Origin of the sequence: Citrifermentans bemidjiense Bem, assembly GCF_000020725.1 — a bacterium.
GTDB lineage: Bacteria > Desulfobacterota > Desulfuromonadia > Geobacterales > Geobacteraceae > Geomonas > Geomonas bemidjiensis.
Map to the genome: position 1 here is coordinate 3409971 of NC_011146.1, position 23170 is coordinate 3433140.

The 23170-nt window shown below is 59.6% G+C and carries 17 protein-coding genes; 9 read left to right on the forward strand and 8 right to left on the reverse strand.

Going from position 1 to position 23170, the window contains the following annotated elements:
* Nucleotides 1-226 precede the first annotated feature (226 nt).
* The 3 genes from GBEM_RS14710 to GBEM_RS14720 all read right to left on the reverse strand — a co-directional run bounded on the left by GBEM_RS14710 (nt 227) and on the right by GBEM_RS14720 (nt 4572).
* On the reverse strand, nt 227-1843 hold the full coding sequence (locus tag GBEM_RS14710; protein WP_012531374.1) for an ammonia-forming cytochrome c nitrite reductase subunit c552: 1617 nt from the start codon (nt 1841-1843) through the stop codon (nt 227-229).
* A gap of 401 nt (nt 1844-2244) precedes the next feature.
* The gene (locus GBEM_RS14715) at nt 2245-4173 is read right to left on the reverse strand and encodes a hybrid sensor histidine kinase/response regulator (RefSeq protein ID WP_012531375.1); all 1929 of its coding nucleotides are present in this window, start codon (nt 4171-4173) and stop codon (nt 2245-2247) included.
* A gap of 24 nt (nt 4174-4197) precedes the next feature.
* Entirely contained in the window at nt 4198-4572 is a 375-nt protein-coding gene (locus GBEM_RS14720) for a DUF1294 domain-containing protein (protein ID WP_012531376.1), read from the reverse strand.
* 421 nt (nt 4573-4993) lie between these two features.
* Between GBEM_RS14720 and GBEM_RS14725 the strand changes: the two genes are divergently transcribed.
* Nucleotides 4994-5380 (forward strand): PilZ domain-containing protein, encoded by a 387-nt coding sequence (locus tag GBEM_RS14725; RefSeq protein ID WP_012531377.1) that lies wholly within the window; start codon nt 4994-4996, stop codon nt 5378-5380.
* 39 nt (nt 5381-5419) lie between these two features.
* Nucleotides 5420-8434: an ABC transporter substrate-binding protein gene (locus GBEM_RS14730; protein WP_012531378.1), complete on the forward strand. Its 3015-nt coding sequence runs from the start codon at nt 5420-5422 to the stop codon at nt 8432-8434.
* A 246-nt stretch (nt 8435-8680) separates the two neighbouring features.
* Here GBEM_RS14730 and pnpS read toward each other — a convergent pair whose 3' ends face one another.
* Both pnpS and GBEM_RS14740 read right to left on the reverse strand, forming a co-directional pair.
* Nucleotides 8681-10435, reverse strand: coding sequence for a two-component system histidine kinase PnpS (gene pnpS, locus GBEM_RS14735; protein WP_012531379.1), 1755 nt, complete (start codon nt 10433-10435; stop codon nt 8681-8683).
* Nucleotides 10432-11109 carry a response regulator gene (locus tag GBEM_RS14740; RefSeq protein ID WP_012531380.1) on the reverse strand — a complete coding sequence of 226 codons (678 nt, stop codon included), beginning with the start codon at nt 11107-11109 and terminating at the stop codon, nt 10432-10434. Before GBEM_RS14740 ends, pnpS begins: the two co-directional genes overlap by 4 nt.
* Before the next feature lie 574 nt (nt 11110-11683).
* Here GBEM_RS14740 and GBEM_RS14745 point away from each other — a divergent pair.
* From GBEM_RS14745 to GBEM_RS14760, 4 genes are all read left to right on the forward strand, one after another.
* Nucleotides 11684-12622, forward strand: coding sequence for a nucleoside recognition domain-containing protein (locus GBEM_RS14745; protein ID WP_012531381.1), 939 nt, complete (start codon nt 11684-11686; stop codon nt 12620-12622).
* A 203-nt stretch (nt 12623-12825) separates the two neighbouring features.
* Entirely contained in the window at nt 12826-14073 is a 1248-nt protein-coding gene (locus GBEM_RS14750) for a hypothetical protein (RefSeq protein WP_012531382.1), read from the forward strand.
* 166 nt (nt 14074-14239) lie between these two features.
* A complete protein-coding gene (locus tag GBEM_RS14755) occupies nt 14240-14719 on the forward strand; it encodes a peroxiredoxin (RefSeq protein WP_012531383.1) in 480 nt (159 codons plus the stop codon).
* Nucleotides 14720-15029: 310 nt separating this feature from the next.
* Nucleotides 15030-16454, forward strand: a complete 1425-nt coding sequence (locus GBEM_RS14760) for a phytoene desaturase family protein (RefSeq protein ID WP_012531384.1) — start codon at nt 15030-15032, stop codon at nt 16452-16454.
* Between the two features lie 244 nt (nt 16455-16698).
* Here the strand turns inward: GBEM_RS14760 and GBEM_RS14765 are convergent, their stop codons facing one another.
* Entirely contained in the window at nt 16699-17616 is a 918-nt protein-coding gene (locus GBEM_RS14765) for an SDR family NAD(P)-dependent oxidoreductase (protein WP_012531385.1), read from the reverse strand.
* A 130-nt stretch (nt 17617-17746) separates the two neighbouring features.
* Nucleotides 17747-18217, reverse strand: a complete 471-nt coding sequence (locus GBEM_RS14770) for a VOC family protein (protein ID WP_012531386.1) — start codon at nt 18215-18217, stop codon at nt 17747-17749.
* A 220-nt stretch (nt 18218-18437) separates the two neighbouring features.
* On the opposite strand from GBEM_RS14770, the gene GBEM_RS14775 reads away from it, so the two are divergent.
* Together GBEM_RS14775 and GBEM_RS14780 are read left to right on the forward strand one after the other, a co-directional pair.
* On the forward strand, nt 18438-18668 hold the full coding sequence (locus tag GBEM_RS14775; RefSeq protein ID WP_012531387.1) for a hypothetical protein: 231 nt from the start codon (nt 18438-18440) through the stop codon (nt 18666-18668).
* Nucleotides 18669-18853: 185 nt separating this feature from the next.
* Nucleotides 18854-21463, forward strand: a complete 2610-nt coding sequence (locus GBEM_RS14780; RefSeq protein WP_012531388.1) for a CHASE domain-containing protein — start codon at nt 18854-18856, stop codon at nt 21461-21463.
* Nucleotides 21464-21465: 2 nt separating this feature from the next.
* On the opposite strand, the gene GBEM_RS14785 is transcribed toward GBEM_RS14780, so the two are convergent.
* Nucleotides 21466-21888, reverse strand: a complete 423-nt coding sequence (locus tag GBEM_RS14785; RefSeq protein WP_012531389.1) for a rhodanese-like domain-containing protein — start codon at nt 21886-21888, stop codon at nt 21466-21468.
* A gap of 237 nt (nt 21889-22125) precedes the next feature.
* On the opposite strand from GBEM_RS14785, the gene GBEM_RS14790 reads away from it, so the two are divergent.
* Nucleotides 22126-22776 carry a hypothetical protein gene (locus GBEM_RS14790; protein WP_012531390.1) on the forward strand — a complete coding sequence of 217 codons (651 nt, stop codon included), beginning with the start codon at nt 22126-22128 and terminating at the stop codon, nt 22774-22776.
* Nucleotides 22777-23170: the final 394 nt, after the last annotated feature.

The following is a 23170-nucleotide window of genomic DNA, read 5'->3' on the forward strand; positions in this document are numbered from 1 at the left end:
GTTAAAGACGCAACGATTACTCCTATCGGAACTATTTCCCGGTTTCTTAATGGGCAATTCCGCAAACGTAAATTATTTTAGTTCAATGAGCTGCGTGAATTTGCGTTGTCAATTAACCACAACACTGAAGTTGTCATGACAGTCGCAGACGCAAAAAGCCCCGTTTCCTGAGGGAAACGGGGCTCCTTGATGCTTGCCGCCGGCCTGGGCTGGCGTATTGATCCTGCTACTTCTTAGCTTCGTCCTTTTTAGCCACCGACATGGCGTCGTTGAGGATCTTCACCCCCGCCTTGGAGGCTGCGATGGAGCCGGTCAGCGACTCGCGGGCAAGCTCGGGGTTGTGGAAGCCGTCGGAGTTCTCAGCGGTCCAGTATTCCCACAGGGCATGCGCCTCCTCGTGCTTGAGACGCGCCTCGTCCAGCACGGTGGGCGACACGCCGGCCCGCTGCGCCGCGGCGTAGGTGTCGATCAACTGCCCCAGCCAGTACTCGGACTTGCGCATCTTGCCCTTCACATAGTTCTGCACCGCGTCCAACTGGTAGAGCTTCTTGTCTTTGCCTTCCTTGGGATGGCAGCCGAGGCAGGCCTCCTTGATGTGGTTTTTGGGACGGATCACACCGTGGGTGGAGAACATCTTGCCGTCTTTTCCCTTCTTCTTCGGCATGTGGCACTGGTGGCACTGGACCCCTGCCTTGTCGTGGACGCTTCCGGCATAGGTCTCGGCCTCCGGGTGCTGGAACTTGATCAGGCGCGCCCCGGTTACCGCATGCTTGAAGTCGAAGAAGTTGAGCTCCTGGTAATGCTTCAGAAGCTGCAGCGAGTTCTTGAGCGGGAAATGGTTGGTCCTCAGGTCATCGTACCCGACCTTCTTGCCGTCGCTCCACTGGGTCCCGGCGTTGCAGTTGTACTCGACGTGGCACTGCGCGCACATCATGCGGGAGTCGGTCTTTTGCATCACGCCGATCTTCCTGAAGTCGCGGAAGTCGATCACCTTCAGGTCGGTGGCGCCGTTTTTGGCGAAGATGTTACCTTTGGGGTCCTTCTGGATCGCCTGGATCAGGGCGTCGCGCACCACGCGGGGCTGGGTCCCGTGCGGGTCGTGACAGTGTACGCAACCTACCGGGTTGTGGGTGTCCTTGGCGACGTCAACCACGTTGGAGGTGCGGTCCCACTTGGCCCTGGGGTCCTTATCCCCCAGGAACTTCCACTTGAGCAGATGGTCGGAGGTCTTGCACTGGATGCAGGTCGCGTTCCCCGCCATGGCCGTCTCCGGCAGCTTCTTCCCGGTATCGGTCAGCACGTCCCAGGTCTTTCCGGTGGAGGTTATCCCCTTCCACCCCTCCTTGAGCTGGAAGCGCCCCCCCTGGAAGCGGTCCACCGCGAACTGGTCGATCACCATGAAGGCGTGGCCGCGCGGCTCGTCATGCTCGAAGGTGAAACCGTGGCCGGCCAAAAGCTTGTCCTGAAGCGGAGAGCGGCCGGTGGGGGTTCCCTTCTCCTTCCTGGCCGCCGCCTCGTAGTTGTCCTCGTAGAAGCTGTTGTACTGCTCCTTGTGGCACTTGCCGCAGAGGGCCTGGTCGATCAGCGTCACCGGCTTGTTCTTTTCCGGATCGTTCATGTGGGCGTCGAGCTTCTCGTGACAGACCTTGCAGGAGAGCTTCGCGTGCTTGGAACCTTCCTTCAGGGCCTTCACCTCGTCATGGCACTCGTAGCACTTCGCCCTGCCGTCGCTGGCGACTTTAGCCGCCGGGTTGGACTTTGCCGCAGTGGTCAGCGCGGGGAGCGACAAAAATCCCGCCGCAACCGCCGCTGCCGCTGTCAAAGCCAGGTTCCTCTTCAGCATGTTTTCCCTCCTGTCGTCATGTGTAGTGGTTCTGCAAAATTAAAGCGCTGTATTAGATGCTACAAACTAGTATGAAAGGATTTGACCAAAGTCAAAAGAAGTGAAATTGCAGGACATACTGACAGCCAAAATGTTTACCAGAAAAACTCCTGTATTCAAGCGCAGATGCTGATACTATATGTTGCTGACACTCCGGTATAAGATTATTGTTTTATAACAATGCTTCAACATACTCCCACACGCGCTATGACAGTGGGAGTTTTACCTGGCTGCCCCGCAAATTCCCCCTCCCGTCAAGGGAGGGGGAGGGCTCGGTGCTGTCTGCCGCAGACGAAAAAGCCCCCGTGCCTGCAATTGGCGCGGGGGCTTCTTTGTGCTTTCCCTTTTCAGTGTCTAAGCAGCTAGCCAGACGCGACACCGGGCGCATCGAGCGCCTCGCGGATCCGGCGCAACAAGAGCTCCGGCTTTATCGGCTTAGCGAGGTAGTCAACGGTTGCGGCGATCCCCTTCTGCGACACGATGTCCGCCGGGTACCCGCTCATGAAGATGGTGGGAAAATCTGGCCTCTGGGCGTGGATCCGCAGACCGAGCTCAGTCCCGTTCAGGCGCGGCATGACGAGGTCGGTGAGCAGCAGGTCCACCCCGTCGCCTTGCTCGGCGAAGATATTCAGCGCCTCCTCCCCCTCCCTGGCGCAGAGCACGCGATAGCCGTTATGCTGCAACAAAAGACGAGTCATCGTCCGCACCGTCTCGTCGTCCTCGACCAAGAGCACCGTCTCGTTGCCGGTCGCCCACTGAGCCCGGCCGCCGGCGCTATCGGCTTCCGGCAGCTCTTCGGAGAGCGGCAGGTAGATGCTGAAAACGGTCCCGGCACCCGGCTCGCTCTGCAGCTCTATTATGCCGTTGTGCTTTTTGATGATGCCGTAGCAGGTGGAAAGCCCGAGCCCGGTCCCGACTCCCAGTTCCTTGGTGGTGAAAAAAGGCTCGAAGACACGGTCCTGCACCTCGCGGCTCATCCCTACCCCGGTATCGGCAACCGTGATCAGGGCGTGGTTTAGCTGCAGCCGTTCGGTCCGGATCAAGAGCTTCCCCCCCGACGGCATGGCGTCGCGCGCGTTCACCACCAGGTTAAAGAGCACCTGCTCCAGCTGCCCCTTGTCCGAGGAGACGATAAGCGGGACGCTGGAGACCTCGACCGCCAGTTCGATATCTTCCGTGATGAGCCGCCTCAGGCTCTTGTGCAGCCCCTCGACGAGCTGGTTCAGTTCGACAGGCATCAGGTTCACCGCCTGCTTCCTGGAAAAAGCAAGGAGACCGCGGGTCATTTCCGCCGCCCGCTCCACCGACCCCTGGATTTCGGCGGCCATGGAGGCGACCTCGCTTCCCTGCGAATTGAACTGGATCAGGGATGCATAGCCGGCGATGACGGTCAAAAGGTTGTTGAAGTCGTGCGCTATCCCACCGGCGAGGGTGCCGATCGCTTCCATCTTTTGCGCATGCCGCAGCTGCTCCTCCAGTTGGGTCCGCTCCGTCATGTCCTTGATCAGGCAGGCGACCCTGTCGACCCGGTCCCCCTTTTTAAGCGGCGTGTAGGTGATCAGGATGTCCCGAACCCCCTTGGCGGGGTAGTCGTACCGGCTCTCGAAGATCACCTCTTCGCCGGCGAAGCAGGCATCGATGTGCCCCTTGACCTCCGCGAACATCATTGGTCCCAAAAGATCCTGCACCGTGCGGCCGACAAGCTCCTCGTGCCGCACCCGGTGGCACTCGAGGTACGCCTTGTTCGCCAGGAGGAAAAGATAGTTGCGGTCGAACACGTAGATCATGTCGCCGGTGCACTCGAACACCGCGCGGTATTCGAGGAGCCGCTGATCGGCAAGCTTGTAATCGCTTATGTCTATCAGCTTCAGCACGGCCCCCTCGGTCTCTCCCTCGGCGTTCAGATAGGGGAAGAACCTCAGCAGGAACTGGTGCCCCGTCAGCAGGTCCGACACCTCCCGCTCCGAGACGACGGCGCCGCCGACCACGCTCCGGAGTTCCGCATCCGCGTTGGGCCAGTCGAGCCTGCGGCAAAGCTTCGGCAAAAGCTCTCCGGTGTCGTCGGGGGAAAGATCCAAAAGCTGCGCCAGGGTCGGCGTCAGTCTAGTCGGCCTGAGTTCGCGGTCGAAGAAGGCGGTGGCGGTCCAGGCGCAGCTCAGAAAATTCTCCAGGTCGTTTCGAGCGCGTTCAAGCTCCGCGCTTTTCGCCTGCAGCTCAAGCCTGGCAGCCTTCAGTTCCTGCTGCGCGTGGTCCAGAGAGTCGTTCGTACCTGTCTGCTGAAAATAGTGCAATGGTCCCTCCCAAAAGCATTTCAGCTATCGCATGTCATAACAATAGGCCACCAAAGCCGCCAGCGCTGCGCAATTAATCACCGCGGTGATCCTGAAAACAAGGACGAATCGGCGCTTGCGGGTCTTGTGCCTGAACGCCCACCCGGCCAGGGCCGCGCCCGGCCATCCCCCGACAAGCCCCAGCAGGTGCAGGGTTCTCTCCGCCACCCTGCGGCGGCCGTGTTCCGCCGCCCACTTATCGGCAGCGTAAGCCGCAGCGGCTGCGGCGCCGGAAACAAGATAGACGAAGAGGATCGGCAAAGGGACGGTTCCCGCCGCAGTAAGGGCGGCCAAAAGGAAAAGGAACAAAATAGGGAAACAGGGGATATCCGCTCTAGCGGGGGCAGGCGCGATCAGCATCTGGAACGCTCCGCAGCACTCTTCACCCGTTGAAAGTGGGACTCTTGACGGAGGCTCGGCGAAAGATCGTCGCTAACCAAGATGTTAAATGGGGACGGAAAAAGAGACGACAGTACATGGCGGCTAGTGCCGAAACTACAGCTGCAGAAGCAATATGCGGGGGTGAAGTGTGGCATTACCAGGGTTGTCTCTATTATAGATCCAGCAACATATTGGCAAAGCTTCTCTGTGAATGTTTTTATCTTATACAAGAGTGAGGGTTCAGTTTCAAGAGATATTAATTTCCGTAGATACCACTGTCAAATGGTCAGGAAGCTGTGATATTTTCAAGTAAAACCTCTCAAGCATCATGGCCTGCAAGCCGATACTGTTGACGATGCAGGCACTGAGACAAAGTCCGACATCAACTGGAGTGGCAAACATGAACTATTCGCGCCAATTCTACCGAGCCCCCTCGTCCCACAGTGTCGAACTGCTGGCAGGTGAGAGCCGTCACACCGGCTGTCTGGAGAACATATCCCTGAACGGCGCGCTTTTGCGCCTGGACGCCGCAGTTTCCTTCGCTGCTGGGGACAATTGCGTTTTACAGTTCCAGGTGGATGAGAAGCCGCTCCCTCCCCTGCAGATAGCCTGCGAGGTGGTCCACGGCTGCGACGAACTGCTAGGGGTGAAATTTCTGGAGAGCAAGGAAGACGCCGAGCGCCGCCTGCTCTTTTTGATGAAGCTGATGAGCGACACCCCGCAAAACGGGGACGAGTACCTGGAACGGATCCGGGCCTACCTCGCCGAATACTGCGGGCCGCGCTGACCCGCCGGCACCGGCGCTGCCGGTCCTTGAGGAATGTGTATGAACCACTATCGCCGGGGGCGCCGCCTCCCGCTCATTGCAGTCTCCCTCGCCGTCATCGCCCTCGTCCTTGTCCCGAAGGGGGCACTGGCGCTGGAAAAGGCGACCGTCCAGCTGAAATGGCTGCATCATTTCCAGTTCGCGGGGTACTACGCGGCGCTGGAGAAAGGGTTCTACCGCCGGGCCGGCCTCGACGTGACCATCAAGGAGGGTGGGCCGAGAACCGAGGTGGAGGACGAGGTACTCTCCGGCAGGGCGGAGTTCGGCGTCGGGACCTCGGCAATCCTTTTGCGCCGCGCCCGCGGCGAAGACCTGGTGGTGCTGGGGCAGATCTTCCAGCATTCGGCCGCCGTCCTGATCACCCCCCGCAGCACCGGAATCCGCTCCATCGCCGACATGGCGCGCCGCAGGTTCATGTACTCCAACCAGCACGGCGACATGCTGACCCTTTTGAGGCAAAACGGCGTCAGCGAAAAAGAGCTGGTGCAGGTCCCCCATAACGGCGACCCCCGCGGCCTCATCAGCGGCAAGGCGGACGTCATGATGGGGTACAGCTTCAACGAGCCCTTCATACTGGAGCAGGAAGGGGTACCCTACCTCCTCTTCTCCCCGCTTACCTACGGCATAGATTTTTACGGCGACAACTTCTTCACCACGCGGGCCAACATCGAGAGTAGGCCGGAACTGGTCCGCGCCTTCCGCAAGGCGACGCTGGAGGGGTGGCGCTATGCCATGGCCAACAAGTCCGAAATAGTCGACCTGATCCTCGCCAAGTACTCCCGGGAAAAAAGCCGCGACTGGCTCATCTTCGAGGCGAACCAGATGGAGGCCCTGATCCAGCCCACCCTGGTTGAGTTGGGGTACCAGAACCCTGAGCGCTGGCGCCAGATCGGCGAGTCGTTCGCGAAGCTCGGCATGGTCCCGGAAGGCTTCGACAGCACCGGCGTGAGCTTCGACCCCGCCCCCGGCAAGTACTATCGCGTGATACTCCAAATACTGCTGGTCTGCGGTTCCGTCATAGCGGTCCTGGTCGTCATCGTGATGAAGTTCAGGCAGTTGAATCGAACTCTCAAGGCACAGGTGGCCGAACGCAAGGCGGCGGAGGAGGCGCTCAGGGAAAGCGAGGAGCGGCTGCGCGTCATCTTCGAGACCTCACAGGCCGGCATCATCATGGTCGACCCCCAGGGGGTCATCCGCTTCGCCAACAAGAGGATGGCCGAGATGTTCGGCTGCCCTCACGACAAGCTGATCGGCTCCGACTACAAAAGCCATCTCCACCCGGAACAGTGCGAGGTGGGGAGCAAACTTATGGAGAAACTGATCCGCGGAGAAATGGAGCAGGCCTGCACGGAACGCCGCTACCTGTGCGGGGAGCACGGGGATTTCTGGGGCTACCTCTCCGGCAGAAGACTGGAGACTCCCGACGGCAAGCTGCAGGCGCTGATAGGGATCATCTCCGACATAACGGACCGCATCAAGGCGGAGGAGGCACGCGGGAAGGCGCTCATGCTGCTGGAGACCCTGCTGGCCCACTCCCCCATGGGGATCATCGTCTTCGACGGGGAAACCGGCTCCTGCATCCTTTTGAACCAGGCGGCGGCCGATATCTCCTGCTGGGGGAAGGAGTCCCTGCTCGGGCGCAACTTCAGAAACTCGGCCTCCTGGCGCGACGGCGGATTGACCGCGATCGCGGAAGAGGTTCTCGCCGACGGCGGCGCGCGCCCCTTAGAGGCTCAGCTGCACACCGCCGGGGGGAACGAGGTCACCCTGCGCTGCCACCTCTCGCGCTTTGAGGTGGAGGGGAAGCCCCACCTTCTGGTCTTGGGGCAGGATATCACCCAGGAGATGCGGCTGGAGCGGGAGAACAAGCGGATCGAGGCGCAGATGCTCAACATGCAGAAACTGGAAAGCCTCGGGGTGCTGGCGGGGGGCATCGCCCACGACTTCAACAACATCCTCACCGGGATAGTGGGTAACATCAGCTTCGCCCAACTGGCGCTCCCCGCGGCACACAAGGCGGGGGCACCGCTGTTGAAGGCCGAGAAGGCCTGCCAGAGAGCGGCGGAACTAGCCTCCCAGCTTTTGACCTTCGCCCGGGGTGGGCAGCCTATCAAGAAGGCGTTCTCCGTCAAGCCGCTGGTCGGGGAATCGCTCTCGCTGGTTCTGCGCGGCACCAACGTCAAGGGGGTCATCGACATCGCCGACGACCTTTGCGTCATCGAGGCGGACGAGGGACAAATAAACCAGGCTTTCAACAACATCATCATCAATGCCGTGCACGCCATGCCGGGGGGGGGAACCCTCACCGTAACGGGCGAGGATGCCGTGATGGAAGCAGGAAACCGCTTCGGCCTCACGCAGGGCCCCTATGTACGGCTGAGTTTCAGCGACCAGGGATGCGGCATCCCCAAGGCCGACCTGGAAAAAATCTTCGATCCGTACTTCACCACCAAGACCAGCGGCACCGGCCTTGGCCTTGCATCGACCCACTCCATCGTCACCAGGCACGGCGGCATGATCCTCGTGGACTCGGCTCCGGAAAAGGGAAGCACCTTCACCATCTACCTCCCCTCCACCGGGCACTCGGTGGCGGAAGAGGCGGGGCAGGACAAGGCCGAGCGTTTGCATGGGGGGGGACGGATGGTGGCGGTCATGGACGACGAGGAGATGATCAGAGACCTCACCCAGTCCATGCTGGTCGAGCTCGGCTACCGTGTGGATGTATGTTCCGACGGCGCCGAGGTGGTCGAACTCTATCGCGCCGCCTGCGCCCGCGGGGAACGCTACTCGGCCGTGATCATGGACCTCACCGTCCCCGGGGGGATGGGCGGCAAAGATGCGGCGCGTCGGATCCTGGAGCTCGACCCTGAGGCGCGGTTGATCGTTTCCAGCGGCTACTCCAACGACCCCGTCATGTCCGAGCACCGCAGCTTCGGCTTCTGCGCCACACTGGTCAAGCCTTACACCGCCGGCGACATCGGCAGGGTGCTTGGGGAAGCAATAAACAGCAATTGACAATTGACAATTGACAATTGACAATGGGCGCCTGCCCACCGTAGCCCAAAGGGCGAAGGCGGGTTCTCTGGTTCCCAAGCTTCAGCTTAAGAACCCAAGGCTTTAAACAGGGATGAAGGGGATACAGGGGATAACTGCAAAAGCTTTATGAGTTAAACCAGAAGCTGTTCGCTTTTATCCCTTTCATCCGCCTTTATCCCTGTTAAATGCCTTTGACGTTAGTGAGGTTTGGGAGCCGTTCCAACTTTATCTGGCTATCGGCAGCGTGAAGCTGAAGACGGACCCTTTACCCTGCTCGCTTTTCACTTCCAGCGTGCCGCCGTGCGCCTGCACGATGTGCTTCACTATGGAGAGCCCGAGACCGGTCCCTCCGTTGTCGCGGCTGCGCGCCTCGTCCACCCGGTAGAAACGCTCGAAGAGGCGCGGCAGGTCCTTTTCCGGTATCCCGATCCCTGAGTCCCGCACCGAAACCCGCACCAGGTCCCCTTCCCGCGCCGTCTCCACTCCCACGGATTTCCCCGTTTCGCTGTACTTGATTGCGTTGTCCAAAAGATTAATCAGCACCTGCTCCAGCCGGCCGCGGTCCGCCTGGACGGTCAACCCCGCCTCCCCCGCCGGCTGCTCCAGTTGAACCCCCTTTTCCTCGCCCCGCTGCCCCACCAGGAGGAGCGCCTGCCGGATCGCCTCGTCGAGCGCCACCGGCTTCAACTGCATCCCCATCTCCCCCGACTCCAGTTCGGAGAGGGTCAAGAGGTCGCGGACCAGGCCGGAAAGGCGGTCGGCGTGGTTCTGGATGATCAGCAGGAAACGCTCGGCGCGCTCAGGGTCGGCCGCGAGCGCTCCCGAGAGAAGCGTCTCGGCGTACCCCTTGATCACCGTGACCGGCGTTCTCAATTCGTGAGAGACGTTTGCCACGAAGTCGCGGCGGATCTTTTCCACCCTCTTGAAGGCGCTGATGTCGTGGAACACCGCCACCGCCCCCTGCAGCCCGTCCCCGTCGCGCAGGGGGACCCAGTGCACCAGCACGGTCTTCCCTCCGGCAAGGGCTATTTCCTGGTGCTGCTCCTGCCGCGCTGAGAGCACCTCCCTGCAGGCGGCGTAAAGGTCCGGGTGGCGGGTGATCTGCAGAAGCGGCCGCCCCTGCAGCTCGGCGCCGGTGGCGAACATGGTGCAAAAAGCGGGGTTCACCAGGGTCACCACGGCGTCCCGGTCGGTGACCATCACCCCCTCCCCCATGCCGTTCAAGATCGCATCCAGCTGGTTTTTTTCCGAGGAGATCAGCTCCAGCTGCCGCTCGATCCGCCCCGACATCTCGTTCATCACGTGGGCCAGTTCGCCCATCTCGTCCTGGCTCTGGACGGCAATCCTGGCGCCGAACTCGCCCCGCCCGATGCGTTGGGCGCCGGTCGCGAGCCTTCTGAGGTTTCTGGAGTTGAGATTGGAGAGGAAGTAGGACAAAAGAAGCGAAGCGAGGACCGCGACGGCGAGGGCGGCGCCCAGGCTTCTTCTCAGGCGCTCTTTGGCCTGCTCCAGCTCCGAGAGCGGAAGCGCGAGCCGTACCACGCCATGGTCCCCGAAAGGAGCGGCGACGTAAAGCATGTCGGTGTGGAGGGTAGCCGAGTAGCGGATGGCGCTGCCGATTCCCTCCTTGAGCGCCTGCCGCACCTCGGGGCGGTTGGCGTGGTTTTCCAGCTTGCCCCACTCGTCCGGGGCCAGGCCGGAGTCAGCGACCACAACACCGTCCCCCGCTATGACGGTGACGCGCGAGCGTATCGCCTTCGACAGCGCCGCGGTCAAAGCCGGCGCATCCTGTTTCAGGTCCCGGATCTCCTTTTGCGCCATGAGCGAAGCGATGCGGGCCTCGTCCTCGAGATGCTGCCGCGTCCCCTGGGTCATGGAGGTTTCCTGGCTTGCGGCGAGGTAGAAATAGAGTCCCGCCCCCAAGAGGAGCACGAGCAGCAGGTACGAGGCCATCAGTTTCCAGCGAAAGCCCCCTTTCATGACTCCTCCAGTTTGTAGCCGAAGCCGCGCACAGTCTTGATCAACTCCCCCGCCGCTCCAAGCTTCGTGCGCAGGCGGGTCATGTGCGTGTCCACGGTGCGCGTGTCGCCCAGGTAGCTGTATCCCCAGACGTTTTGCAAGAGAAGTTCCCTGCTCTGCACGCGTCCGATCCGCTCCGCCAGGTTCATCAGGAGCTTGAATTCCGTAGAGGTGAGCTGTACCTCCTCCCCGGCTACCCGGACCAGGTGGCGCTCCACGTCGATTAGTAGCGCCCCCAGCGAGATGGTGGCCACTTCGGAAGCGGGAAGCTTTCTCCTCAAGACGGCCCGCACCCTAAGCATCAGCTCCCGGGTGGAAAAAGGCTTCACCACGTAGTCGTCGGCCCCCATCTCGAACCCCACCACGCGGTCGATCTCCTCCCCGCGAGCGGTGAGCATGATGACAGGAATGCCCGCGGTAAGTTCCGCCCCCTTCAAGGTGCGGCAGACCTCCGTCCCCATCATCCCCGGGAGCATCAGGTCGAGCAGTATCAGGTCAGGCTTGCAGCGGCGCGCCTCCGCGAGCCCGGTGGCGCCGTCGTGGGCCACGAGGCAGCAATATCCCTCCTGCTCCAGGTGGAAAGCCACCAGATCCGCCAGGTCCTTCTCGTCCTCTATCACCAGTACTGTCGGCATTAAACAGTCCTTTCGCGGGGGCTTCCCCGCCGGGTTGGTTGCAACGGCATAAATAGAGCTAATCGGCGTGCATTCGCTAAGCCGGCAAGTTCACCCACCCCCCTGCCCCCTCCCGTCAAGGGAGGGGGAGAGCTGGAAACAGCTTGAAGGCGGCAGAGTGCAATCCCCATCGGTGGGGCGGATTCTTTCTAATCGGCACAAATGTATTGTTTCGTTAGCGAATAGGCAAGTCTAAAGAGCGGCCGCCATTAGTTTCCTCCTGGTTTCCAAGCTCCAGCTTGGGAACCCAATGCGGCGCAAAGCTCCAGCTTTGCATCCAGAAAGAAGCTGGAGCTTCGGCAGGCCTTGCGTTCCCAAGGTGGACCTTGGGAACGAGATGACGGGACTAGCCGATGTCGAGCATGCGGATAAAGCATTCCTTGCTGGCAAAGCAAAGGGGGACAGGCACCTGGCGGAGCCAGTCCCCTTCGTTCTTGCTGGCAATGCTGAAAAATTTCCCGTATATTCCCAAAACTTTTATTTTAATGATGAGCTTTTCCCGGGTGCCCCAGCCCCCCTTCATCGGAGCGACTGCATGGAAGTAGCGATACGGATCATACTGCTCTCTGGAAAGTCGGCGCTAGACCTGGCGCTTTACACCCTGTTGCCGGTGCTGGTGGTGATGATGGCGATGATGAAGCTGGTGGAGGCGCGGGGCATCCTCGCCCTGGTCGCCAAGTGGCTTCGCCCCGTGCTCAGGATCTTCGGCGTCCCCGGCGCCGGGGCGTTCGCCATGCTGCAGCTGCTTCTGGTCAGTTTCGCCGCTCCGGTCGCCACCTTCTCCGTGATGGAGAAGGACGGGACCGCAAAGCGGGCCATCGCCGCTACGCTGGCGATGGTCCTCACCATGTCGCAGGCCAACGTGGTCTTCCCCATGGTGTCAGCGGGGCTCGACCTTGCCACCATCATGATGACCTCGCTCGCGGGGGGACTCGCGGCGGCGGCGCTCACCTATTACCTACTCACCCGTTCGCTGGGGCACGAGGGAGGAGAGCATGAAGACCACGGCGTCCCCGCCACCGCCGCAAAGAAAAGCACCGCCCTCAACCTGATGATCGTAGGCGGCCAGGAGGCGGTCCAGGTAATCCTCGGCGCCATCCCCATGCTGATACTGGCCATCTTCCTGGTGAACGTGCTTAAGGAGATAGGCGCCATCGCGCTTTTGGAAACGGCGCTGCGCCCCCTTTTCGCACTGATCGGTTTCCCCGCGGTGGCGGTGCTCCCCTTGGCCACCAAATATCTGGCCGGAGGGACCGCCATGATGGGTGTGACGCTCAACCTGGTGAAGGAAGGCGCCATCACCGTCACCGAGTTGAACCGGATGGCAGGCTTCCTCACCAACCCCTGCGACATAGTCGGCGTTGCCGTCCTCGCCTCCGCCGGTACCCGCTGCAGTTCCGTGGTGCGTCCGGCCGTCATCGGCGCCCTCTTCGGCATACTGCTGCGCGGCGTGATGCACCTCCTAATTTTTTAACCTTCCTGCCCAACTTGCCGTTGCCGCCATCCCCTCCACGTCGCCTCCGGCGCCGCCGAGCGCAAAGCGCCACGCTTCTTCCTGCCTTGACTGAACCACAAAGGTCGCTACATTCTAATAAACTTTTAATCCCCCCATCTTTCATGCAGTGTCTCCTCCAGCATCCATCGGCAGGACGGGGCGTTTGCGTAACGGAGGTTATCATGAGAACGATGATCGCTTCACTGCTGTTCATCGCCGTAGCGCTGACAGGATGTGCTACCGAGCGCTACAGCAAGATCGAGAAGTGGAAAGTCGCCGCCACTGATCCGGTCGTTTCCGTCGGGCATGGCGGGGTGTTCGATGGGAAGGGGAAGGAGGTCGAGGTTTCACCCTATTTCGTCCTGCACGCGCAAAGGTATTACCTGAAACGGCTTTACCAAGAGGGAAGCAGTGAACAAAAGGCACTGTTCCAGCAAAAACAGCGCAGCATCGAGAAAATCAAGCCTCAGGACAAGTCTGAGAAGATCCTGGTGAACGCAGCGCTGCTGGGGTGGTTTGTGGAAGCGGTCAAACCGCGGGACGCGGCGCAGATAGGAAGCAAGAACAGCGCGCTTTTGGAGCGTTACATCCGGTTCAAGGACGGCGAACTGGATGAGGTACCCAACGGCGGCGGTCCGGTCAGGAAGGACCTCGTCGCCCTGCTCTGGCGCGAAGGTCTCCTTACCTTCCTTTCCACGAATGTGGGCGGCCCCGCCTATATCGAGCAGTGCCGCGCCGCAGGCGTCCCTATTCCCCCTGACTGGGGAAGTTCGAGCTGGAAGTACTTAGGCAAACTGGGGACCAAGTTCATCAGCTCCGGCGTCGACGCCGACCTCTATGCCTTCGAAAGCGACGCCCCGAAAGGAGTCTGTTTCGCCCTGCCGCGCTCCTCGGGAGAAACCATCACCCTCCTGGGGATCATCTGCCTCGGGACCGATACCAGCAAATCCTGCTTCTGGGACAACCAGAAAAACAAGATGCAGTTCGGCATCCCCAAGAACACGCCGGTGCCGCTTTCCGGCTTCGCCGGCGGCGCCGACCTCTTCAACGGCTCCGGAGGTATCTGCACCGACTGTCATGCCGGGGAGAACCCGTTCATAGTGTATCCAGGCCAGCCCATGGATATCGCCAACCTGTTGCCGAAAACCTGGTCCGATCCGCTGGTCCATCCCGCCTGGCCGCAAAACCAGGGGCCGACCAGCGCGCTCAACGGCATCGTGCTGAACCCCGGCGAAGACTCCTGTCTCAGTTGCCACAATAAGCCTCCCGGCCGCAGGTTCCCGACGCTGTCCACCGACACCCCCGGATATTGCGGCGTCATCCTCCCGAAAGCGATCCAATTCACCATGCCTCCCGGCAGCCCCGGCAACAACGCCTCATATGCCAAGCACAAGGACGCTCTTTTGGCCTCCTGCAACCGGGTCAAGTGAGGGGAGCAAGGATTCCTTTATCCACTCCCCGTTCTGTGCTAGCCTGACCGGCGTTCGGAGGCAAATCGGGGGACTGGCTCCGCAAGGTGCCTGTCCCCCTTGAGATGTCCGGGGGACTGGCTCCGCAAGGTGCCTGTCCCCCTTGACAAGCGTCAACGAGGTCATCATGAGAAAATCGATTTTGGGAACTCTCGCCACGTCCGCCATGGTGGCCCTGGGAAGCATAGGCGCCAAAGCCCCGGCAGTCGGTGACCCGGCACCCCCTTTCGAGGCGCCTTCCACCGCGGGGGAGATCAGGCTCACCGACTACTTGGGTAAGAAACACGTGGTGCTCGCCTTCTACTTCGCCGACTTCACCCCCGGCTGAACCACCGAAGTACAGGCTTTTCAGGACGGGATCCACCGTTTTGAAGAGTTGGGCGCCCAGGTCCTGGGCGTAAGCAGCGACGACCTCGACACGCACGCGCAGTTCGCCAAGGAGCATGGGCTCTCTTTCCCGCTCATTTCGGATCAGGGGGGAGCGGTGCAGAAGCTGTACGCGCCGGGGAGGGTTACCTTTCTGATCGACAAGAAGGGAGAGATCCGCCAGGTCCAAGCAGGGCAACCGGGCATCCCCCGCTTGCTGGAGGAGCTGGCGCGGCTTTGATTTCAAACCGAAAGGCGGAACCGAAAGGCGGAACACAGAGGTCGCGGAGGTCCACGGAGGGCACAGAGGTTTTTTCAGGGAAAAGCAAAGGTACTCACCACAGAGGTTCACAGAGGAAACACAGAGGCAACGGCGAAAAGCCCCCCCAAAAAAAGGTTTAAGGATTTCCTCGTTTCAGGTTTTCCTCTGTGTCCTCTGTGTCCTCTGTGGTGAAAGGTTTTTTTGAGCTTTGTGATTTTCCTGCTTCTGTTTTTCCTCTGTGCCCTCTGTGTCCTCTGTGGTGAAAGCTTTTTGGTTTTAGGAGGAGATTATGCCGCCGAACAGCACGCCCGATGCCGTCGTGGTGGGTTCCGGACCCAACGGCCTCGCCGCCGCCATCACCCTGGCGCGAGCGGGGCTTTCCGTGACCGTCTTCGAGGAATACCGCACCATCGGCGGCGGAACCAGGACGGAGGAACTCACCCTCCCCGGGTTCTGGCATGACGTCTGCTCCGCCGTCCATCCCCTGGGCGTAGCCTCGCCGTTCTTTCTTTCGCTCCCCCTTCATGAACACGGGCTGGAATGGATCTACCCTGAGATCCAGCTCGCACATCCCTTGCCCGACGGCACCTCCGCCCTTTTATACCGCTCCATAGACAAGACCGCTGAACTCCTGGGGAGCGACGGAAAAGCTTACCTGCGGCTCATGTCTCCTCTGGTGCGGCAGTGGGACGATTTGGCCCCCGATCTGCTCGCGCCGCTGCATTACCCGCAGCACCCGCTGGCGATGCTGCTCTTCGGCCTGCGAGGGATCACCTCCGCGCAGCGGATGGGCAACTCCTGCTTCAAAGAGCCAGCCGCGCGCGCCCTTTTCGCCGGGCTGGCCGCGCATTCCTTCCTGCCGCTCACCGAGCCTCTATCCTCTGCGTTCGGCCTCGTTCTCGGCGCCCTCGGACACGTGGCCGGTTGGCCGGTGGCAAAGGGAGGCTCCCGCATGATAGCCGCAGCACTTGCCTCCTATCTCCGCTCCTTGGGAGGGGAGATCGTCACCGATACCGGAATCAACTCGCTGACGGAACTCCCCAAAGCCCGCCTCACCATGCTCGACCTGACGCCGCGCCAGTTGTTGAAGATCGACGCCCCCCTGCCGGAACGGTACCGGCAGAAGATCGAGGCGTATCGCTACGGCCCCGGCGTCTTCAAGATCGACTGGGCGCTGGACGCTCCGATACCGTGGGCGTCGGAAGGGTGCCGCCGCGCGACGACGGTGCATCTCGCCGGGACCGCGGACGAGCTTGCCCGCTCCGAGCGTGAGGTGTCGCAAGGAAAACATCCGCACCACCCCTTCGTTTTGCTCGCGCAGCCGACGCTGGTGGACCAAAGCCGGGCGCCGCTCGGAAAGCATGTGGGATGGGCGTACTGCCATGTCCCCCACGGCTCCACCGTCGACATGACAGAACGGATCGAGGCGCAGGTGGAGCGCTTCGCACCCGGTTTTCGCAGCCTGGTGCTGGCCCGCCATACCCGCAACTGCGCGGAGCTTGAGCGCTACAACCGAAACCTGATCGGTGGAGACATAAACGGAGGGATACAGGACCTGCGCCAGTTCATGGCGCGGCCGACGCTTTTTTCACCGTACCGGACGCCGCTAAAAGGACTCTACCTCTGCTCTTCGGGCACCCCGCCGGGCGGAGGCGTCCACGGCATGTGCGGCTACCACGCCGCGAGCCTGGCTCTGGAGGATATCAAGAGATGAACTTCAAAGGCGCTTAACAGGGATAAAAACAGATGAAAGGGATAAAACCAGACAAATAGCTTCTGGTTTTAACCAAAGTTTTTGCCTTTGCAGTTATCCCCTTTATCCCCTTCATCCCTGTAAAAGCTTTTCAGGGTTTTATGTTTTCTCGTTCCGAATAGGTTCCGTGTGACCGGAAAAGGCTGGACTAAAGGGGGAGGTTAGCGGAGGTACAACATGATCGGCGGCGACGACGGTTACTGGTTCATACGCCTTGGCACGACCTGGATGAGGATGTCTGGGAACTGGTGCTGGACCAGGAAGAAAACCGCGAAGAGTTTTGGCTGCCGGCTCCGGTCCATTTGAAGCTCAATTCGCGCAGGCGCCTGCGGGCTTCCACGTCATTGGCCTGCTCCGCGACGCGCGATTCCCGGCTCTGATCGAAATAGATACCGCTTACCCCCTTCAAATCCTCGGAGAGCACCAGGCGCTCCACGTGAGCCGCCCCCTCCTCCACCGTAGTACGCGCCGCTCCGAACCACTCCCGCACCATGTTGGTGTCCATGAGCGAGGCCGGGTGGAGCACGTTCGCCGTTACCCCCGTCCCAGCCAGTTCTTCAGCCAGATCCAGGGTGAACATGATCAAGGCCTGTTTGCTCTGGGCGTAGGCGCGCATGCCGTCATACTCCTTTTCCAGCATCACGTCCTCGAAATCGATGTCCCGCTGCGCCACCGAAGCGACGTTGACGATACGCGCCTCTCCCGCCTCCTTCGCCGTGCGCCGTAGCAGCGGCAGGAGCCTGCGGGTGAGCAGGAAGGGCGCAAGGTAGTTGACGGCGAACCGCAGTTCGAACCCGTCGGGGCTTGCCTGACGGCGCGTCGGGTCGGGCCCGGCGCCGACGCCGGCGTTATTTATCAGCACATCCAACCGGGAACACCTCTTGGTTACCAAAGCGGCGAGGGAATCGACCCCGTCCAGCGACGAGAGGTCTGCATTGTAATAATAGAGACGGTCGTTGCCGGTCGCCTTGTGGATCTTCGCCTGCACCATCCGTCCTTTGTCCCGGTCCCTGCCGTGCAGCAACAAAGTTGCCCCCGTCCCTGCCAGATCGGCGGCAACCTTTTCCCCCAGACCGTCGGTGGCGCCAGTGACGAGAATAACCATATCTTTTATATTCCGCATGATGCCTCCGTGTCTGCCCAAGTCGGTGATGTCGGTCCTGCCCAAGGCGGAGCCTGTTGCAGTATAGCGCCACAATGCAAAAACGCCCATGGCCGGCATGCGAAGGGCATGGCCATGGGCGCCTGCATCATCACTTATTCATCTGCGAGAACGCCTCGTTGGCACCTTCGCGGATCTCCTCAGGGCTCAGATCGCGGGTGTGGGTCGCCAACATCCAGTTGTAACCGAACGGATCCCGCAGCGAGCCGGCACGGTCGCCCCAGAACATCTCCTGTACCTCCATTTCAACCGTGGCTCCCGCTTCTACTGCCCGTCTGAAAGCGGCATCCACGTTCTCGACGTACAGGTAGAAACCGACCGGCGAACCTCCCATGCTTTCCGCGCTCTTGCAATTTTGCTGCGGGCATTCGTCTCCCATCATGATGATGGAGTCGCCTACCTGCACCTCCGCGTGCATTACCCCGTTTCCGTCCGGGCCTGGCATGGCATACCTCTCCTGGGCTCCGAACGCATTTTTGTAGAATTCGATTGCCTTGCGGCAATCCTTGAACATGAACATCGCTGTGACGCTATGATATCCTTCCGGGATCGGCCTTATCATGACAAACCTCCTGATTTATCACTGCTTTCGCCTCATGCTACCACTTTAGGATAGGTCTTTCGCCGGCACCCTGTCAAGAAAGGCATCGCAGGCAAATTAGATTTTTTTAAAGTTCCCAGGTTGACATCCTCTTAGTTGATTTTATACTGGGTCCCTCAACGCCGAAATCATTGAGCTTACGGCAAACGCAACACCAGCCCGAAGCTGCAAGGAGCAGATCATGACACAATGCCCGGAATGTGAAGGTAAGAAGGTAGTCGCCTGTGCCAAATGCGACGGCAAAGGAAATAAGTACTTTGTCCCGGTACTCGACATCTGGGAATACGATTGCGATTGCTACGGAAGCGGCGTGGTGACCTGTTCCATGTGTAACGGGCTTGGGTACGTCACACACACCGAAATGGTCGTCCCCTCCTCCCCTCGCGTGGATCTCAGGTACTTCTCGCACTGACGTAGGCAGATCTTTCAGGATCTCTTTGCATACCAAAGCCCCTGCTTCCTTTCAGGAACAGGGGCTTTTCATTGTCCCGGTTGAAGTCGGCAAGATAGCAGCGGCATCATTGAATTCCCCACCTGTTCAAGTAAACTTAGCGTCGAAAGAAGCTCCCCAAGCAAGCCATAATGACAGGATAACGCATGCCGACCACCCCGCCACCAGTCGACAACCCACCCTCCACAAGCCTTTGGGCAAAAACCATACATGTTTTGCCATACCTGGTCATGGCCCTTTCTTTTCTTTTGACTTTCTTCTTCTGGCGCCAGTACGACCACAGCCTGAACATCAGATCCCAGGAAGTATTCAACGATCGCGTCGATGAGATAAAGAGTAAGTTCTTCACCAGAATGACGGATGACGAACAGATCCTGAGGGGGGCGGCCGGACTTTTCAACGCCAGTGAGGATGTGACGCGCGACGAGTGGCGGCGCTATGCCCTGTCGCTGTCGCTTGATAAGCACTTTCCCGGTTTCCAGGGTTTGGGCTTCGCCGAGGTGGTCCGTCCCAAGGACTTGGAGCGCCATATCCAGCGGATAAGGCGAGAAGGGTTCCCCGATTACAGATTATGGCCGGAGGGGGAGCGGCAGGAATATACCGCCATCATCTACTTGGAACCCTTCGACTGGCGCAACCAGCGTGCCTTCGGCTACGACATGTTCTCCGCCCCCCACCGACGCGAGGCGATGTCGAAAGCCCGCGACCTGGGAGAAGCTGTGGTAACCGGTCCGGTGACACTGGTGCAGGAAACAAAGAGGGATAAGCAGACCGGAGTGTTGATGTACCTCCCCGTGTACAAGCGGGGTCTCCCCTTGGAAACCGTAGCGCAGCGGCGGATCGCGGTGCAGGGATATACATTTAGCCCGATCAGGATCAAGAATTTCCTTTCGGCAACCTTCCCCAGAATGCCGGAAGACATAGGCTTCAGGATCTACACGGACAAGGAGCCGAACCCCGCGGGGCTCCTCTACGACTCCGTCTCCGACTCCAACCTCAACCTTCCGGAAAACTACCGGGGCGAACTGCAGGCGACCCGGTCCTTTCAAGGGTTCGGCCGGAACTGGTTGTTGACCTTCGAGTCGCTGCCGCACACGGCCCAGGAGCAGAGGAAAACCCAGTCCAGAAACTACCTGATCGTCGGCATTACCGTCAGCATCCTGCTGTCGGTCATCGCATTCATGCTCCGTTCCGCACATGCCGGCGCCATCGCCGCAGCCCAGGCACTTAAGGAAAGCCAGGAGCGTTATCGCAAGATCTCGGAAGACAGTCCCGCCTATATTGCCACCTTCCTTCCCGATGGCACGCTCACATATGTAAACCCCGCCTTGGCCCACGACCTGGGAAAGCGCCAGGAAGACCTTTTAGGAAAAAGCTTCTTCGAGTTTCTCCTGCCGGAGTACCGGGAGCCGGTCAGGCTGGGGTTGCACGCCCTTTCGCCTCAAAACCCGACCCAAACACTGGAACAAGCCATGGTTGGTCCCAATGAAGCTGTAATCTGGCACGAATGGACCAATCGGGCGGTGTTCGACGACCACGGAGGCATAACCGAGTTTCAGGGCGTGGGGCAGAACATTACTGAGAGGAAGAAAGCAGCTGAAGAACGCTCCCGACTGGAACAGCAGATGCTGCACGCCCAGAAAATGGAAAGCCTGGGAGTGCTGGCCGGCGGCGTGGCACATGACTTCAACAACATCCTGATGGCCATCATAGGGAACGTGGACTTGTCACTGATGAAGATCGAGGAGGCCTCCCCCATCACCGCAAATCTGCGCAACATCGAGAAAGCTGCAATGAGGGCGGCCGATCTTGCCAAGCAGATGCTTGCCTACTCCGGCAAAGGGAAATTCGTCATAGAAAAGCTGGACCTGAACCGGCTGATCGAAAAGCTGCACCCGATCCTGGAACCGTCGCTACCGACCAACGCCGTCCTGACACTGAAGCTGCACAAGCCGCTCCCGATGGTCGAAGGGGATGCCAACCAGATGCGGCAGATAGTGATGAACCTGTTTATGAACGCCGTAGAGGCGCTTGGCGAAAACGGCGGCGAGATAATCATCAGCACCGATGACGGCGTACAGGACGGGGAGAGCCTGCAGAACGTGCTGCTGGGCGAAACCCTGGCCGAAGGAAGCTACGTGCTTTTGGAGGTCACAGACACCGGCTGCGGCATGGAGAAGGAAGTGCTCGACAAAGTCTTCGATCCCTTCTTTACCACCAAGTTCACCGGCCGGGGGCTGGGTCTAGCCGCAGTGCACGGCATAGTAAGAGGTCACAAGGGCGGGATAAGGATATCCAGCGAGCCCGGCATGGGAACCACTTTTCAAGTGCTGCTGCCGACCTCTGAGCCCACACCGGTGGAGGTCTCGGTCCCGGAGGAAATCGAGAATGGCTGGAGCGGCGTGGGAAGGATTCTGCTCGTGGACGACGAGGAGGTAGTGAGAACCGTCGCGGCCGAGCTGCTGAAAGAGCTGGGGTTCACGCCTGTTGTTGCCGGCAGTGGCGCCGAGGCCATAGAAACCTTCAAGAACAACCAGGACCTACAGGCCGTCATCCTGGACCTGACCATGCCCGGAATGGATGGCGAAGAGTGCTTCCGCGCACTGCGGGGGATCGATCCGGAAGTAAAAGTGATCATGTCCAGCGGGTTCAGCGAACAAGACGTAGTCCAGAAATTTCCCGGCAAAGAGCTGGCAGGATTCATCCAGAAGCCGTACACCCTCAAAGCCCTCAAAGAAGTGATGCGGAAGGTGTAGATTTACTTCGTATCGCTAAGCGTAAGCTGTTTGTAAGGCCAGCCTTGCATCCCGTCTTCCAGGATAAACAGGCGCTTTTCGGCTACCCCTTTTCCCTTCAGATGCTCGTAGGTGTTTTTTGCGCCACCGCCGCCACGAGGGCAGACGATAACGATATCTTCGCGCCCAGCGAGAAGCTGCGGGACCACCTCATCAAGCTTCTTCTTGTCGTCAGCAGATTTGGCCGGAAAGGCATTAGTCTCCAGCGAGTTCTTGAAGTGATGTTTGCGGAATTCGGCAGGGACCTGAATGTCGACGATCTTCACCGGCTTGCTGCTCTCCAGCCATTTCTTGAAATCAGCGGGCTCCACATAATTGTAGCTGGCGGCTATGGCCGTCGAAACGAGTGCCAGCGACAAAGCAGGATAAATCAACAGTCTCTTCATGTTTTCTCCTGTGTATTCAGATAACAGCGGAGGAAATATATTTGAGATGTGCAATATGGTCAAATTCATATTATCTATGACTTTGCTGCTGATCATCGGTTTAGAAAATAGCAGGAAGAACTCAGAGTCATGAAGAAGCAGAGGGTGCCGCGGGTGGTAAGAAAAAACTGCTTGACAATACTTAATACGCGCTAATAATTGCCCCCATAAATTCAACGCCAAGCACGGGAGGCAACGATGAGCGAGGTATTCGACATCCAAGGGCTTAAGGATCTCGGTGACGGTGACTTGGCCCTCCAGGGCGAGAACATAGCCGATCTCATGGAGGACCACGAGGCTTTCAAGGATCAAACCATTCCCTCTTGCATTCCGGGTCCGACCCGAATCAGGGAGGACGCGCAACAGGTAAAGCAGACATCGACTGCGGCAAGGCTGGATCCATCGAAGGAGCCCGAAAGGCGGGCTGCGCGGGAGAAGATGATTCAGTCGATAAAGTTCTCGTGTCAATATGTCGTGATGTATTCGGAGCATACCGACAACCCCGGCCTGCTGGACACCATCGGGGTGGATAGAGCACACAGAGCCCCTCGGAACTCAGCCATCAAGGCGCCAACGAGCTTCTACAAGTTCACCGTCACCCACGGCAAGAAGCCCGGCTCCATCAAGGTTCATGTCAGCAGTTGGGAAGGTAAGGGGAGTGTCGATATGCAGATCTGCTTCGGCAACCCCGGATTGGAAGAGTCGTGGCAGCCGCTCAAAATCGCTCACCACTGCAACTTCACGGTGGAAGGATTGGAAACCGCCCGCAGGGCCTACTTCAGAGCCAGACTGCTCAAGGATGCCGGCGTCGGTCCCTGGTCCGAGACTGTCGAACTCATCATCATTTGAAAAGAAAAAGGCGGCTGCATCCCGGTGCAGCCGCCGTCATCTTCCCACGAATCCCCCCTCCCCTATATCGAAGTACCTCACAAGGTGGAAATCCCTCTCGCCAAAGTGCAAAAGCCAGCGTCCAACGGTGTTGAAGCGCCGCCCTCCCCGGTCCGCATCCCGGCCGACACGGTCGCCCTCCCTTCCCGCCGTTCATCCCGAATATACAGTCCGGATACAAATTTGTTAGTTCCAAATGCAATTAGCAAATCCCAAATGGAAATAGCATATTTCGAAATCGAAGTAGCTTATTCTGTCCCCGGAATAGTTAAATCGATTCGGGAATAGCTTATTCTGTCGCCGGAATAGTTAAATCGATTCAGGAATAGCTTATTCTGTCGCCGGAATAGTTAAA

Coding starts and splice junctions, on each gene's coding strand:
- GBEM_RS14765 (WP_012531385.1), bottom strand. CDS start 17,616: ATGCGGAATATAAAAGATATGGTTATTCTCGTCACTGGCGCCACCGAC.
- GBEM_RS14720 (WP_012531376.1), bottom strand. CDS start 4,572: ATGCTGATCGCGCCTGCCCCCGCTAGAGCGGATATCCCCTGTTTCCCT.
- GBEM_RS14740 (WP_012531380.1), bottom strand. CDS start 11,109: ATGCCGACAGTACTGGTGATAGAGGACGAGAAGGACCTGGCGGATCTG.
- GBEM_RS14785 (WP_012531389.1), bottom strand. CDS start 21,888: ATGAAGAGACTGTTGATTTATCCTGCTTTGTCGCTGGCACTCGTTTCG.
- GBEM_RS14745 (WP_012531381.1), top strand. CDS start 11,684: ATGGAAGTAGCGATACGGATCATACTGCTCTCTGGAAAGTCGGCGCTA.
- GBEM_RS14790 (WP_012531390.1), top strand. CDS start 22,126: ATGAGCGAGGTATTCGACATCCAAGGGCTTAAGGATCTCGGTGACGGT.
- GBEM_RS14770 (WP_012531386.1), bottom strand. CDS start 18,217: ATGATAAGGCCGATCCCGGAAGGATATCATAGCGTCACAGCGATGTTC.
- GBEM_RS14730 (WP_012531378.1), top strand. CDS start 5,420: ATGAACCACTATCGCCGGGGGCGCCGCCTCCCGCTCATTGCAGTCTCC.
- pnpS (WP_012531379.1), bottom strand. CDS start 10,435: ATGAAAGGGGGCTTTCGCTGGAAACTGATGGCCTCGTACCTGCTGCTC.
- GBEM_RS14775 (WP_012531387.1), top strand. CDS start 18,438: ATGACACAATGCCCGGAATGTGAAGGTAAGAAGGTAGTCGCCTGTGCC.
- GBEM_RS14780 (WP_012531388.1), top strand. CDS start 18,854: ATGCCGACCACCCCGCCACCAGTCGACAACCCACCCTCCACAAGCCTT.
- GBEM_RS14710 (WP_012531374.1), bottom strand. CDS start 1,843: ATGCTGAAGAGGAACCTGGCTTTGACAGCGGCAGCGGCGGTTGCGGCG.
- GBEM_RS14750 (WP_012531382.1), top strand. CDS start 12,826: ATGAGAACGATGATCGCTTCACTGCTGTTCATCGCCGTAGCGCTGACA.
- GBEM_RS14760 (WP_012531384.1), top strand. CDS start 15,030: ATGCCGCCGAACAGCACGCCCGATGCCGTCGTGGTGGGTTCCGGACCC.
- GBEM_RS14725 (WP_012531377.1), top strand. CDS start 4,994: ATGAACTATTCGCGCCAATTCTACCGAGCCCCCTCGTCCCACAGTGTC.